The sequence below is a fragment of the Streptomyces sp. NPDC058637 genome (genome assembly GCF_042717325.1).
Taxonomy (GTDB): domain Bacteria; phylum Actinomycetota; class Actinomycetes; order Streptomycetales; family Streptomycetaceae; genus Streptomyces.
The window spans coordinates 90,782-105,116 of record NZ_JBHXRD010000020.1 but is presented as its reverse complement, the minus strand read 5'-3'; the positions used below and the strand labels follow the sequence as shown (position 1 = coordinate 105,116).

12 protein-coding genes are annotated in these 14,335 nt (G+C 72.2%); 6 read left to right on the top strand and 6 right to left on the bottom strand.

Going from position 1 to position 14,335, the window contains the following annotated elements; all coding sequences use genetic code 11:
• Positions 1–263: 263 nt before the first annotated feature.
• Complete coding sequence (locus ACFWVP_RS21360) at positions 264–443, top strand: hypothetical protein (RefSeq protein ID WP_384498761.1); 180 nt, start codon at positions 264–266, stop codon at positions 441–443.
• A 177-nt stretch (positions 444–620) separates the two neighbouring features.
• Here the strand turns inward: ACFWVP_RS21360 and ACFWVP_RS21355 are convergent, their stop codons facing one another.
• The 4 genes from ACFWVP_RS21355 to ACFWVP_RS21340 form a co-directional block, all read right to left on the bottom strand.
• Complete coding sequence (locus ACFWVP_RS21355; RefSeq protein WP_384498759.1) at positions 621–1,088, bottom strand: GNAT family N-acetyltransferase; 468 nt, start codon at positions 1,086–1,088, stop codon at positions 621–623.
• Complete coding sequence (locus tag ACFWVP_RS21350) at positions 1,085–1,603, bottom strand: hypothetical protein (protein WP_384498757.1); 519 nt, start codon at positions 1,601–1,603, stop codon at positions 1,085–1,087. Before ACFWVP_RS21350 ends, ACFWVP_RS21355 begins: the two co-directional genes overlap by 4 nt.
• Entirely contained in the window at positions 1,600–1,992 is a 393-nt protein-coding gene (locus ACFWVP_RS21345) for a hypothetical protein (RefSeq protein WP_384498756.1), read from the bottom strand. The genes ACFWVP_RS21350 and ACFWVP_RS21345 overlap by 4 nt, the downstream gene beginning before the upstream one ends.
• A 183-nt stretch (positions 1,993–2,175) precedes the next feature.
• Complete coding sequence (locus ACFWVP_RS21340; protein WP_384498754.1) at positions 2,176–2,538, bottom strand: hypothetical protein; 363 nt, start codon at positions 2,536–2,538, stop codon at positions 2,176–2,178.
• A 101-nt stretch (positions 2,539–2,639) separates the two neighbouring features.
• Here ACFWVP_RS21340 and sigJ point away from each other — a divergent pair, with 101 nt between their 5' ends.
• Positions 2,640–3,551 carry an RNA polymerase sigma factor SigJ gene (gene sigJ, locus ACFWVP_RS21335; protein ID WP_384498752.1) on the top strand — a complete coding sequence of 304 codons (912 nt, stop codon included), beginning with the start codon at positions 2,640–2,642 and terminating at the stop codon, positions 3,549–3,551.
• A gap of 119 nt (positions 3,552–3,670) precedes the next feature.
• On the opposite strand, the gene ACFWVP_RS21330 is transcribed toward sigJ, so the two are convergent.
• Positions 3,671–5,446 (bottom strand): protein kinase, encoded by a 1,776-nt coding sequence (locus tag ACFWVP_RS21330; RefSeq protein ID WP_384498750.1) that lies wholly within the window; start codon positions 5,444–5,446, stop codon positions 3,671–3,673.
• A 1,687-nt stretch (positions 5,447–7,133) separates the two neighbouring features.
• Here ACFWVP_RS21330 and ACFWVP_RS21325 point away from each other — a divergent pair.
• The 4 genes from ACFWVP_RS21325 (at position 7,134) to ACFWVP_RS21310 (ending at position 11,911) form a co-directional block, all read left to right on the top strand.
• Positions 7,134–7,616, top strand: a complete 483-nt coding sequence (locus ACFWVP_RS21325; RefSeq protein ID WP_384498748.1) for a DUF6643 family protein — start codon at positions 7,134–7,136, stop codon at positions 7,614–7,616.
• A gap of 47 nt (positions 7,617–7,663) precedes the next feature.
• Entirely contained in the window at positions 7,664–8,488 is an 825-nt protein-coding gene (locus tag ACFWVP_RS21320) for an MOSC domain-containing protein (RefSeq protein WP_384498747.1), read from the top strand.
• 134 nt (positions 8,489–8,622) lie between these two features.
• The gene (locus ACFWVP_RS21315) at positions 8,623–9,240 is read left to right on the top strand and encodes a hypothetical protein (protein WP_384498745.1); all 618 of its coding nucleotides are present in this window, start codon (positions 8,623–8,625) and stop codon (positions 9,238–9,240) included.
• Positions 9,241–9,472: 232 nt separating this feature from the next.
• Positions 9,473–11,911, top strand: coding sequence for a right-handed parallel beta-helix repeat-containing protein (locus ACFWVP_RS21310; protein WP_384498744.1), 2,439 nt, complete (start codon positions 9,473–9,475; stop codon positions 11,909–11,911).
• Here ACFWVP_RS21310 and ACFWVP_RS21305 read toward each other — a convergent pair.
• Positions 11,881–14,157 (bottom strand): hypothetical protein, encoded by a 2,277-nt coding sequence (locus ACFWVP_RS21305; RefSeq protein ID WP_384498834.1) that lies wholly within the window; start codon positions 14,155–14,157, stop codon positions 11,881–11,883. The two genes, ACFWVP_RS21310 and ACFWVP_RS21305, sit on opposite strands and share 31 nt — an antisense overlap.
• Between the last annotated feature and the right edge of the window lie 178 nt (positions 14,158–14,335).

Genomic DNA, 14,335 nt, shown 5'->3' with positions numbered 1-14,335 from the left:
GGGCCGGTTCCATGACCAGGTGACGAGCGTCCGGCTCCCGTGCGGGGCCTCGCCGTAGCCGTACAGGGCCGCGATGTCGGTGCGGGTGAGGCTGCCGACGAGTTCGGCCTTCGGAGCGAACGCACCCCGCCCCGGCAGCTCGGCCGACTCGTGACGCTCTTCGAGCACATCCTGCGGCCGCAGCCGCTCCCCCGGGTCCGTTCGGTTCCGGGCCCTCCCGCTCCACCAGGGAACAAGGCGCGGCCGACGGGGACGGCGGGCGGATGTCCGTCGGCTTTCGCCGCGAACCGATTGGGCGCGCGGTCGGCTGGGCGTACGGCTCGCCGGGCGCGCGGTCCGGTGGTGTGGACTTGGCCTCGGTGGCTTCCGTACTGGCGGTGCTCTGCGGGCTCGCCTTCATCGGCACGGGGTTCACGCATCTGCCGGACGACGGGGCGGTCTGACCAGCAAGATCCACCTGGCCTGTGACGGCCGGGGCCGTCCTCCGCCTTCGTCGTCACAGACGGCGACACCCGCGACAGCACCCGGTTCACCGCCGTCAAGGAAGCGATCCGGGTACCCCGGACCGGACCAACGGTGGGCAGCCGCAGCCATAGCGCGCTTCGAGGAGTTCGGTCAGGTCAGTTCGGCACCGTGAGGCTGTAGCGGAGTTTCGCCTTGGAGTTCGCGCCGAGGCGATCGTAGAAACGGACGGCTCCTTCGTTCCAGACTGGGGTCTGCCACTGGATCTCGGCGAGACCGAGGGTGCGTGCCTCGGCTGTTACGGCATCCATGAGCAGTGCACCGAGGCCCGAGCCCCGGCTGTCGGAGTTCAGGAAGAGACAGTCCATGTGGAGGTATTCGCGGCCCTCCCAGGTGGAGATTTCGGGCGTGCAGGTGGCGTAGCCGACAACCTCTCCGTCGGGCAGTTCCGCGACCAGGCAGCGCAGCCGTGGTGTCAGGGTGTCGAAGAGCAGGGCCTCGAGCCGGTGCGCGAGGTCGGGGGCGGGTGGCGGGGCTTGTTCGTAGGCGGCGTGCTCGGCGGCCAGTTCGGCGATTCGCGGTACATCGTCGGGGCGTGCATGCCGTACGTTCGGGGCGCTGTTCACCGGACGGCTCCGGTCAGGGTGTCCGCCCCCCAGGCGGTCAGGCGGTTCTTGACCGGGCCGCTGCCGTCGAGTACGTGTCGTGAGAACGCGTCGCGTTCGTGGGCCAGGATGGCGGCTTCCCAGACACAAGGGGCAAGGCCGGTGCGGCCCGGACGGAGCTGGTCGGGGTGTCCAGCCGGTCCGGTGAAGATGGCCAGGTCGGACATGTGCCCCTCGATCCAGCTGTGGACCAGGACGTAATCGCCGTCGCCGCCGGCGTGCATGATCAGGACAGCGAGCCCGAGCGACCCGCGGGTGCGTCCGAGCTCCAGGTGTGCCGCGGCGATGCGCAGGGCGGCGGCTATGTCCTGTTCCGTCACGGTGCGGCCTGGCGCCAGAAGGGAGTAGGTCTTCACCAGGTGGCCGCCGGCTTCTCGGGTGCCTGTGGTCCGCGCGGTGCGCTCGTGATGCTCCTGGGCCAGGGTGATCAGTGCTTCCGCGTGCACTGCTGCTGGAAGTTCCTCGGGTTCGCTCATTCGTCCATGATGTACGCGTTCACGACTGGTACGGCCACGCCGCCGACCAGACTGCCGAACATCACGCACTGGAGGAAGCGCGCCACAGCGGTCAACCACCAGACGTGCGTCCTCGTGCTTCGGCCGACCCTGCTCCAGCTCCGAAGCCGTCGTCGCTCGCCCCATAAGGTTCCGTCGTCAAATGTCACGCCCACATCGAAGGTGACCGGTGGGCCGAAGCTGCTGCCCGGCTTCACGCCGCCGATCGGGGCGATGTCACGTACGACCAGCTCGGCGGCGGCTTCATCGGCTACGGCAGTGGGCGTCACGCCCAGCGCGATCAGACCGGCGGCGCCCAGCGCGGCGGCAGCGCCGAGGGAGGTACGGCTGACGCGTGGGGGGATCAGCACGTGGAGAACCTCCGCGGAACGCGGGTGGCCCGGTGGCGCCCTCGGGAGCAGCAGTCCTTCGACACTCAAGACAGCTGTCGATACCGAACGGTTGCCTGTGCGAGCGGTCCTCCGAGGCGACCGGACACACACCGGACCCTCACCCGTCGGTTCCGGTGCGTCCCGTGTCCCCCTTCCCCGGGGTCAGCGCCGCGCCAGCGCCAGCAAGCTCAGTCCGAACATCAGCACCCCCAGCGGGAGATGGACGGACGGAATGTGCGCGATGCCCAGTGCGACCTGCGCGGAGGCGAGCACGAGGAAGCCGGAGGCTTCCAGTACGGGCCGGGGCGAACCCCCGCCGGGCTTCCACGCCAGCACCGCCGCGATCACGTACAGCATCGACGCCCCGTACATCACACGGGCGCCGACACTGTGCAGTGCCTCTCCGTAGGACGAGGTCAACAGCAGTCCGGCGGAGACCGCCTGGAGGAAGAGGGTCAGGGTCTGCAGGGCGATCGCGATCTGCAGAAGCGGGAAGCGGCGTCGCGCCGTCGCCTGGATTGTCATGCCACGGTCCCCTTGTCCCGCCCGGGGGCGGTAGATCGATAAGGTCTCACCGGCCCGACGAAGCGGGCCCGCGAAAGGTAAGGCGAGGGGGCGGCCGGAGCATGGGGACTGCTGTGACGAGCACCGATGAGCCTGCCGGTGAGCGGCGCCAACTGATCAATGTCGCCTACCGGTTGCTCGGCTCACTGGCCGAGTCCGAGGACGCCGTACAGGAGGCCTACGCCCGTTGGTACGCGCTGCCGAGCGGCCGGCGGGAGGAGATCGTGGCCCCGGGCGCCTGGCTGACGACGGTGACCAGCCGCATCTGCCTGGACGTGCTCGGCTCCGCCCGGGCCCGGCGTGAACGCTATGTCGGAGCGTGGCTGCCCGATCCGCTGCCCGACCGCACCGAACGAGCCCACGGACAGGGCACCGACCCCGCCGACCAGATGGTCCTGGACGAATCGGTGACCATGGCCTTCCTCGTCGTCCTGGAGGCGATGACGCCGGCCGAGCGGGTGGCATTCGTCCTGCACGACGTCTTCCGGTACCCCTTCGCCGAGATCGCGGCAGTTCTCGGCCGGACCCCCGCGGCCAGCAAGCAGCTCGCGGCCTCCGCCCGGCGGCGGGTGCGCGACGGGCGGGCTCCGGGGGCGGCGGCCGGGCAGGCCGAGGCGGTACGCCGTGTCAAAGAGGCGTGGGAGACCAAGGACATCGCGGCCCTCGTCGGCCTCCTGGACCCGGCCGCCGTGATGACCGCCGACGGCGGCGGCATGGTCGGCACCACCCTGCACCCGGTCGAAGGCGGTGCGCACATCGCCCGGTACATGGTCGCCATCGCCGACAGGGCTCCCGGCCTCGCCCTCCTGGAGCGGTCGGTCAACGGCCTGCCGGGGCTGGTGGCCGTGCGCGGCGGAGCCGTCATGACCGTGGCCTCGTTCGATGTCGCCGACGGCCGCGTCTCACGGATCTGGGTGGTCCGCAATCCGGAGAAGCTGCGGCCGTGGGTACGGGACGGCGACGGTGCCGCCTGACCGTGGCCCGGCCTGCGGCGGTGCCCGGACCCGGCGTTCGTCACCACGCGACCGCCGCCGCCCGCCCCGGGCTACCCGGCCGCGCCGTCTCCACCGTGGCGTGACCGGTGCGCGAGACCCTAGGCCGCGTCACGCCAGACGGTCAGGTCTCCCAGCAGGAAGGCGAGCTCCGGTATGGCGGTCGACTTCGTCTGGACGACGTACAGCCCGATGTTCCCCTCGGTGTCCTTCATGCAGATCTCGGTGCCTGCCGCCGTCGCCGCCAGCGGCCAGGTGTGTTTCGCGGCGCTTCCGAGCATGAGGCGGCACTCGTCGAGGGTGGTGCCGTTTCCTCCGAATATCTGCATGAACACGGTGCTGTCGCTCTTCAGTTCGCAGCCGTTCGACTCGCAACCGAAGCGGACGTCCCCCTTGCGGTTCTCCGGCCCCGGCTCGGGATTCTTGAGGCTCAGCGAGTTCGTCGCGTCCAGCTGCACCAGGACGAACCCCTCCGGCCGCGGGTCCTTGGGCACGTCCGGCGAGGACGCGGCATCCCGGGACGCGCCGTCACCGGCCCCGACCGCCGAGGAATCCGGAGCATCCGAGGAGGAGTCCGACGAGGATCCCGGTACGGAAGCCGACGACCGTGCGGCCGGTCCTGTGGCGGACGTCCTGGCGCCTGCGGTGTCACGGTCGGCGAGCCGGTTTTTCGCGTCCATGAGCGACCACGCCAGTGCCACGACCAGCAGCACACCTCCCGTCACACTCCCGGCCGCGATCAGCGCTGTGCGCCGTCCGCTGCGGGCCTTCCGCCGCACGGGCGGCGGCAGCGGCCACCCGGACCGCGCCTGCGGGTACATCGGCGCGGGCACCGGCGGCTGCGGATCCGTCGATGTCACCCCAGGCACCGGCGGCTGCGTATCCGTCCGTGACACCCCAGGCACCGGCGGCTGTGAACGGCCCGGTGTCGACCCGGGCACCGGCGGCCGCGGGTAGGCCGGTGTCTCCTCGGGTACGGGCGCCGGGACCACCGCCCGCGGCCCGATGACCTCCTGCCACACCGCAGGCCCCCCGCCACCGTCGGCGTCCGCCCCCAGCCGCTGCCTGCACCACTCCACGACCTCCGCCGGCGTGGCCCGGTCCGCCGGGTCGGCGGCCAGGCAGCGGGCGAACAGCGGACGCAGCGACTGCGGCAGCAGGGACAGGTCCGGGTCGGAGTGCACGATCCGGAACAGCACGTTGACGGCCGACCCGTCGCCGTACAGCGGCCTGCCCAGCGTCGCGTACGCCGCCGTCTGACCCAGCGCGAAGACGTCGGTCGCCGCCGTGATCTCGCCTCCGGACGCCTGCTCCGGAGCCATGTAGTGGGGCGTGCCGATCGTGCCGCCCGTAGCCGTGTACGAGGTCCCGTCGGCGGCCAGCGCGATCCCGAAGTCGATCACCCGGGGGCCGTCGGCGGCCAGCAGCACGTTCGACGGCTTCAGGTCCCGGTGCACGATGCCCTCGGCGTGGATGGCCTGCAACGCCTCGGCCACCCCCGCCATCAGCCACAGGACCGCGGGCACCGGCAACGGCCCGTGCCGGGTCACCGCCTCCGTCAGCGAGGGCCCCGGCACGTACAGCGTGGCCAGCCACGGCGGTACGCCGTCCGCGTCCGCGTCGATCAGCTCGGCGGTGTACGCCCCCCGGACCCGCCGGGCGGCCTTGATCTCCCGGCCGAACCGCCGGCGGAAGTCCGGATCGTCGGCCAGCTCCGGCCGTACGACCTTGATCGCCACGGGGCGGCCGCCCTGGGTGTGCGACAGATATACGCGCCCCATTCCGCCGGCGCCCAGTCGCGCGGCGAGCCGATAGCCCGCCACCGCGGTCGGGTCGTCGGCCTGGAGTCGTTGGAAGACCTCCATCGCATGGCTCATCGGCCCTGTACCCCCCACTGTGATGCGTCGGCCCGGGACAGCAGCCTAAGCGGCCCGCCACGGGATCTCCCCATGATCGACACCGGGGCCGCCCCGACCGCCAACGGCACCCCAGGGAACTGCCGCCGAGGCCCACTTCGGCCAGCACCTCGGGAAGTCCGTGGCCGGTGAACCCCCGGGGTGGGTCCTGCTGGGCAGGACGTGGAAGCCGTCCGGACGCCGTGGCTCCGAGCGCCGCCCGTGGAGAACCTGTAGGCGGCATCCATGGTCACCTCCATGGTCACCCGACGGAAGGGGATTTGGTCCGCGATCGCACAGCGGGCATTCGCTCCCTTTTCCCGTCGGGCCGCCGACCGAGGGCGACGAGATCGTGAAGCGGACTGAACCGCACGGCTTTTGCACGTGGCACGGAAACCGTACGCACCGGAAGGCTCGCCAATTCATTGCCGGTGGATCAAGACGGGTGCCATTCGCGGCCCATCGCCCGCTCAACACGACTCGGACGCCGGCGCTCTGACCGGTCGGCGGGCCAATGTCCCGCGAACCACCGTAAGCCGAAGAACCCGCCGGGCGCGCTCCGCAGGCGGCCGAATAAGATCACCCGCAACGCGCCATCCCCGGTGGCCTGCCACACCCCCCGGACGTGGCCTGCTCCGCCCCGCATGCCGCCTGACAGCGGCACGAACCATACGGCGAATCACCGGACCAGGAGCCGCTCCCGCACGATGATATCGCCTCCGTCACCCGGGTCCTCTCATCATGCGCATGCCCAGATCCGCAGGTCAGACGCCCTCCGTGGCGGGTTCGACGTCCGCGACGCACTCCGGGCGGCACGTCATCGGGAACCGCACGACGACACGAGCCGCCCGAACGACGGGGCGTGGGACGCATCCTGACCGGCGAGATCGGCCGCCCACCGGGCCAGGTGCGGGCCGCGGGTCGCGGTGGCAGGTCGCAAGGCAGATCGACCCACATGCCGTCGCCGGTCGGCCTGAGTCGCCGGACCGGGCGAAAGGCGAAAGCAGTCGCGACCCGCCCACGCGAACCGTCCGGAACGCGTACCGCACGCCGCCGCCGCGGCGATGTGGTCCCGGCTCCTCCGTGCCGCCATCGGCCGCCTGCACCGCGTCCGCCCGGACGGCCGCCCCTTCGGCCGAAAGCGTCTCCCGACAGGGTGAGTCGCACGATCCGCCGGACGGAGCCCCGCATGACCTGGCGGTACGAAACGGCCGAGCGTCCGTTGCGCCCTGCCGGAAGGCCTTCGTTCCGTCGCAGTTCACCGCCGGGGGCTCCGGCCGTCCACTCGCCGGTGCCGAGGCCGGGAACGATGCGGCTACGGACGCGACCGTGGGCCACGCCGCACGGGCGCCCGTACCCGGCGTGGAGCGGTGGGACACGGCAGCCGGTGAGCACGCCGGCGGCCGGCGGCGGCCACCACGGGCGGTCCCCGTGAGGTGCCGACACTCCGGGCCGAGAAGCGCGCGTCCTGACGAGTCCCGTACGGGCGTCGCCCTTTGTAGCTCGACCGCCACTTCTCGTCAGCCACGCCCTCCGACAGAAAAGCCCCTGCTGTTAACGAGGGATTTAACGATGTCTTGGCACGTCGGGCCGACAAAAGCAGCGTAAAACGGATGGCCCCGAGATTGGGTCTCCCCAATCGGCACATCGTGGGCTTAACTTATGTGTCATGACCTCCCCTCGCTCCACCTACGGAGGCGGCTACTACGCCGCGCCGTCGTTTGCCGACACCCCGATCTACGACTCCCTGGTCGCCGAGCGGGGTACGCCTCAGATCGCACCGATCCGAGTTCCGGCCGCCTACGACACCGGCAACAGCTACCTGCCGGCTCTGCCGTCGGCGCTTCCGGCCCTGCCCGCCGGCCCGTCGCAGCACAACGGCTCCTACGGCTACCCGCAGCAGGCTCCGCAGCCGCAGTACCAGAACGCCGGAACGCAGCAGGCGCCGATGATGCAGCCCGCGCAGCTGCAGCACGCACCGGCTCCGTACATCCCCCAGCAGCCCGCCGCGCCCCGTGGCTACCAGCAGCCGCAGCAGCCGCGCCCGGCTACGGGCTACGAGGCCATGCGCCCGGCGTCCCCGAGGCCGGCACCCGCGCCGTCCCCGTACGAGGACCCGTACAACCGTCCGTACCAGGGCCGGGGGTACTGAGCGGGGCGAGACAGCCCGCTGTCGGTGGCGGCTGGCAGGATGGACGCATGGTTTCTCCGGTACTCAGGGCCATCCGCATCCACCCGGTCAAGTCACTGACCGCGTGCACGACCGACGAGGCCGTCGTCGAGCCGTGGGGACTCGACGGCGACCGACGCTGGATGCTGATCGACAGCGAGGACAGGGTCGTCACACAGCGTCAGCTGCCCCGCCTGGCACAGCTGTCCGCCGCGCCGCTGCCGGGTGGCGGGGTGGTGCTGTCGGCGCCCGGAAGCGCGCCGCTGACCGTGGATGTGCCCGATCCGGCGTTCACCGTCCTCGCTGAGCTCTTCAGGAGCAAGGTCGAGGTGGTGGAGGCGGCAAGGGCCGCCCACGCCTGGTTCGGTGCGCGTCTCGGTGCGGAGGTCCGGCTCGTCCATCTCGACGAGCCGTCGCACCGCAGACCCATCGACCCGGCATACGCACGCCCCGGCGAGACCGTCTCCTTCGCCGACGGATTCCCGCTCCTGCTCACCGCGCGTGCCTCGCTGGACGCGCTCAACTCCCTGGTGGAGCAGGGAGATCACGCGGACGAGGGCCCGCTGCCCATGAACCGCTTCCGGCCGAACGTGGTCGTGGACGGCACCGCGCCGTGGGCCGAGGACGGATGGCGGCGTATCGCGATCGGGGAGGTCGCCTTCCGCGTGGCCAAGCCGTGCGGACGCTGCGTCGTCACCACCACCGACCAGTCGACGGCGGAGCGCGGCAAGGAACCCTTGCGTACGCTCGCACGCCATCGCCGGACGGGGACGGGCCTGCACTTCGGCCAGAATCTGATCCCCGACGGGACCGGCGTGATCCGGGTGGGGGACCCCGTGCGGGTCCTCGAGTGATCCACGGGCTCCCGGCTGCCCGAGGGAACTCATGGGACAGGGCGGGGCGTTGGCGTAGTGAGGTTGCTCTCTCTTCGCCGCTCCGGCAGGTGATCGGGGCCGTATCGGGTTATGACGGATACGGAAGGCGGTGCGTGACTGTGCGAGCGGTCGTGGGGATCCGGCGGTGGCGGCACAATCCCCTGTGCCGGCCCACCGATCGTCACGAGGCCTGGGTGGCTCTCGTCGCGCTGCTGCTGATGCTCGTCGCGGCCCCGGCGCTCGGCCGACTGTGCGGTGGTCTCACCGACGACGCACTCCAGCGGGCGGTGCGGGCCCAGCACGCGCAGCGCCACCTCACCACGGCCGTCGTGGTCCGTGAACCCTCCGGTGCGTCGCGCTTCGCCCAGGACCCCGAGAGCGCCGTCGCGGCGGGCACCACACGCACCTCGGTGGTGGCCCGCTGGCAGGCCCCGGACGGCACCGCCCGTACGGGACAGGTGGCGACGGCGTCCCGCACCACCACCCCCGGGGCCCGGGTACGGATCTGGACCGACGACGCGGGCAGCGCGGCGATACGCCCCATGGACACCTCCACGGCCCGCACGCACGCGGTGCTGGCCGGTGTCGGCGTGACGCTCCTCGCGGCCGGACTGGTGGAAACCGCCCGCAGGCTGGTCGTATGGCGCATGATGCAACGGCGGTACATCCGGCTCGACCAGGCCTGGGCCGAAACGGGCCCCGACTGGGGCAGAACGGGTACGGGCGGCTGAAGCCGAAGGGCGCGGGGGCCGGTCCGGGGCGCCGGGCCGTGCTCCTCAAGGGGGCTCAGGCGCGAGCGACGCGTCAACTCCCGCCCGCCGCGCGCGCTACGGTGGACCGGCCCGCCCGACTCCTCGGCAGGCGGACCCGGAGCTGCCCAGGGCGGACGGCACCGGCGGTCGCCCGGCACGCGGGCAGGCACGAGGCAGCGCACACGGCACGAGGTGGGGGCACAGCAGCACCATGGCACAGGGCACGGTCCAGGTGACGCACACCGGCACATCGCGATGGCGGCGCCGCACGGGCGAATACGCTTCCCTCACCGCAGCCCTGGAGGCCGCGGCCGAAGGTGACGTCCTCACCATCGCCCCCGGTACCTACCGGGAGAATCTCGTCGTCCACCGCGCGGTGACACTGCGCGGCCCCGAGGGCTCCGTCGGATCGGTCCGGATCGCACCGGTCGACGGCGTCCCCCTGACCCTTCGTGCCTCCGCCGTGATCCAGGACCTCCATGTGGAGGGCCAGGACGCGGCCGCACCCGCCCTGCTCGTCGAGGAGGGCGCACCGGAGCTGTCGGACCTGCGCGTCGTGACCAGGTCGGCCGCCGGGATAGAGGTGCGGGGCGCGGCGGCCAGGCCCACCGTGCGCCGCTGCACCGTCGACAATCCGGCCGGGGTCGGCATCGCCGTACTGGACGGCGCCGGGGGCGTGTTCGAGGAGTGCGAGGTCGTCTCGGCGGGGCAGTCCGGGATCTCGGTGCGCGACGGCGCACATCCGAGGCTGGAGCGCTGCCGCGTCCACCACGCTTCGGGGGCGGGCCTGAGCGTGACCGGGGAGGGCAGCGGCCTGGAGGCGGTGGGCTGCGAGGTGTACGAGATCAAGGGCAGCGGGGTGCAGATCACGGCCCGGGGCACGGCGCACCTCACCGACTGCACCGTGCACCGCACGTCCGCGGACGGGGTCACGTTGGACACCGACGCGGTCCTCACACTCGCCGACTGCGACATCCACGACATTCCGGAGAACGCGGTGGACCTGCGCTCCCGGTCGGTGCTCACCCTGACGCGTTCCACCGTGCGCCGGTTCGGCCGCAACGGCCTGTCGGTGTGGGACCCGGGCACGCGTGTCGATGCCAACCAGTGCGAGATCCACGACAGCACGGGGGACTATCCGGCGGTCTGGGTGAGTGACGGGGCGACGGTCATACTCGATTCGTGTCGTGTCCACGACGTGCCCGACGCCCTCTTCGTCCTCGACCGGGGCTCGCGTGCCGACGTCGTGGACAGCGATCTGTCGCAGATCCGGAACACGGCGGTCTCGGTGAGCGACGGGGCCACCGCCCAGCTCGACGACTGCCGGATCCGTGAGGCGTCCACCGGGGCGTGGTTCCGTGACCACGGCAGCGGCGGCACCCTGAACAACTGCACCATCGACGCCGCGCAGACGGGTGTCATCGTCACCAAGGGCGCCGACCCGACGATCGAGCGCTGCACGGTCACGTCGCCCGCCGAGGCGGGTTTCTACGTCTCCGCCGAGGGCCGCGGGACCTTCAACAGCTGCCGGGTCACGGGCAGCGAGGGGTACGGCTTCCATGTCATGGACGGCTGCCGTTCCACGTTGACCCACTGCCGTACCGAGCGGTGTGCGCGCGGTGGTTACGAGTTCGCCGACGGCGGCGCCTCCCACGGCGAGGGGCGCACCGGCGGCCCGGTCGTGGAGGACTGCACCAGCGACGAGAGCGGGTTGCGCAGCGCCGCTCCCCCGGCCCCGGCTGTCCTGACGGCGTCCCGGTCCACGCCCGGGCTGCTCGGCGCGATGCCGGTGCAGCGGGCTGCGGAGACCGCGGCCCCAGCGGCCCCGGCGGAGCCCGCACGGGATTCGGCTGCCGTCCTCGGCGAGCTGGACGCGCTGGTCGGCCTGGACAGCGTCAAGCGTGAGGTGCGGGCGCTGACCGACATGATCGAGGTGGGCCGCCGCCGTCGCCTTGCCGGACTCAAGGCCGCGTCGGTGCGCCGGCATCTGGTCTTCACCGGCTCCCCCGGTACGGGCAAGACGACGGTGGCCCGGCTGTACGGCGAGATCCTGGCCTCGCTCGGTGTGCTGGAGCACGGGCACCTCGTGGAGGTTTCCCGGGTCGACCTGGTCGGTGAGCACATCGGGTCGACGGCGATCCGCACGCAGGAGGCGTTCGACCGGGCGCGCGGCGGGGTGCTGTTCGTCGACGAGGCGTACGCGCTGTCGCCCGAGGACTCCGGTCGGGACTTCGGGCGGGAGGCCATCGACACGCTGGTGAAGCTGATGGAGGACCACCGGGACGCGGTGGTGGTGATCGTAGCCGGGTACACCCACGAGATGGAGCGCTTCCTCACGGTCAATCCGGGTGTGGCCTCGCGCTTCTCACGGACGATCACGTTCAGCGATTATGTGCCGGAGGAGTTGCTGCGGATCGTGGAGCAGCAGTCCGAGGAGCACGAGTACAGCCTGGCGGACGGGGCCGGGGAAGCGCTGCTCAAGTACTTCACCGCGCTTCCCAAGGGTCCGGCCTTCGGTAACGGCCGTACGGCCCGTCAGACCTTCGAGTCGATGGTGGAGCGGCACGCGGGCCGGGTCGCCCAGCTCGCGGAGCCGAGCACGGACGACCTCACCCTGCTCTATCCGGAGGACCTGCCCGAGCTTCCCTGAGTCTCCGCTCCGGCCTGCTGGGGCAGGACGGGCCCGAGCCGTTCGAGGAGCATGGCCCGCTGTACGGCGAAGTCGGGGTCGGCCTGGTAGTCCGAGTGCCCCAGGATCGGTTCGGGCAGCGGGTGTTCCGGGGTGCGGCCGTAGACCAGCGGGTCCCTCAGCGGGCCCCGGTCGACCTCCGGGCCGCCGGCCTCGTCGATTGCGACGGGGCCGCCGATCGGGTCCGTGGCGCGCCACAGGTTGCGCCAGCAGTGGACGGACCGGTGGAGCCCTTCCAGCGGGACGGGCCCGAAGTAGGCCGGGAACCAGCGCCCGTAGAGCCGCTCGATCGGCGAGCCGTAGGTGAGCAGTGCCACCCGGCGTCGCGTCGCGTCGGGCAGTTGCCAGACGGCGGCCGCCGCGAGCACGCTGCCCTGGGAGTGTCCCGAGATGACGAGCCGGCCACCGGTGAGGCCCGTCCAGGCGGACATCCGGGACGACAGGTCGGGCACGGCCCGCTCGGCGTAGCAGGGCGGTGCGAAGGGGTGGGCGGCGCGCGGCCAGAACGTACCGACGTCCCAGAGGATGCCTATGGTGCGCCGGGCGGAGACGTCGCGGTAGGCGCGGCGTCCCCAGGTGACGAAGAGTATGAAGCCGAGGCCGATCAGCCATGAGCCGGTCGACTGGGCGGCCTCGGCGAGCGATTCGACGACCGGGCTCGTGCCGTCCATGGCCCGGCCGGGCACCTCGCCGCTGATCCAGGAGCCGGCGACCGCTCCGACACCGAGCAGCAGGGTGGCACCGGAGACCAGCCCGAGGATCCGGGGCGCGGAGTCCGTGAGCGCCGCCGTGGCCCTCGTGCGGGCGATCCGCCGGGTGCGGCCTGGGTCATTGAGTGTCTGTTCGTACTCGGCCTCGATCCCGGGCCCCATCCGGCGGGCACGCCGGGCGGTGCGGAGGACCAGCCAGGTGACGGGGACGAGCAGGAGCAGCAGCAGGACGGGGATGGCGGAGGCCTGCCAGCTGAGGACCACGGGCGGGCCCTCGATCGCGGAGCCCTGGCCCATGCCCGGGGTGCCGGGGCCGTCGAGCCAGTCGGCGACGCGCTGGGCGACGCCTCCGGTCATCACGCCGCCGAGCGCGCAGGCGAGCATCGCGACGGCGGGGCCGCCGAGGCCGCGCAGGGTGGTGCGCGGGTCGGGTGTGCGCCGGTACAGGCTCATCGCCACTGCGGCGAGGACGACGACGAGGATGCCCTGGCCCAGCGCGAGGAGACGGAAGGCAGCCTCTCCGGGGAGGGTGCCGGAGGATGCCCAGCCGGGGCGTGACCAGGCGGCGTACACCGTGCCGGTGGCCAGGAGGGCGAGCGCGGCCGGGGGCAGGAAGGAGATGACGGCACGGTCGAGCCGGTTGTCGAGACGTCGCTCGCTGCGGCCACGGCGGCAGACCACCACGACGACGACGAGGCCGCACAGGACGAGGGCCGCTTCGAACAGAAAGCCGAGCACGGCGGGTACGGGGCCGTCGGCGGCCCGGTCGTGCCGGGCGGCCGCACCTCCGACGGCGGCGGCGACGGTGAGGAATCCGGCGGCGGTGTGCGCGGCGCGCAGCCGGGCGACCAGTCGGCGGCCGTACCAGAATCCCGGCCTGCCCAGCGCGGGGCGCACGACGGGGGCACCGGAGGGCGGGGGCAGCGGCTCCTCGTCCTCGCCGGGTTCGTCCCAGGTCAGCGGGCGCTGCGATTCGTAGGCGCTCCAGGTGCGGTTGGACAGGTACCAGAGCAGGCCGACGAGGGCGGTGGGCACGGCCGCCGCGACGGCGAGCCTGCGTCCGGGCTGGGACCACCAGCCGCCCTGTTCCGTGGCGAGGAAGCCCAGCCAGGACCGGCGCCCGGAGCATTCGGCGACGCCCGCGCACTGCCAGGCCACCAGGTCGAGGGCCACCTCGCAGGCGGCGGCGGTCAGCAGCACGGTGAGGCTGAGGGCGACGAGCCGCACCACGGCTCCGTACAGCCGGACCGCGACGGTGCGCCCCCGGGCGGTGGGCCGCATCCAGTGGGCGAGGTTGACCACCATGAAGGGGAGCAGCAGGAGCCAGAGGGCGCGGGAGCCGTTGCCGGAGGTGAGGTTGGACCAGCAGTAGGCCTCGGCGAGGGGTCCGTCCCGGTGGCGTTCGGGGTGCTGCTCGGCCGCGACGTCCTCGGTGCGCCGGTAGACGGCGGCCGTGGCGTCACCGGTGATCCTGGTCGTCCGGGGGTCGCCGAGCATCTCCTGGGGGGTGGCTCCGCCGACCCCGTGGACGAGCAGTTCCAGCGCCGCCCCGGATCTTTGCGGGGCCTGGGGTGCAGGGGGCAATTCGGTGACTCGCTCTCTGGTCCGTACGGCGTCCCGGCCGGGCGGGGAGAAAAAGGGGTCGGGTCGGGGCGTGGGGCTTTTGGGCTGATGC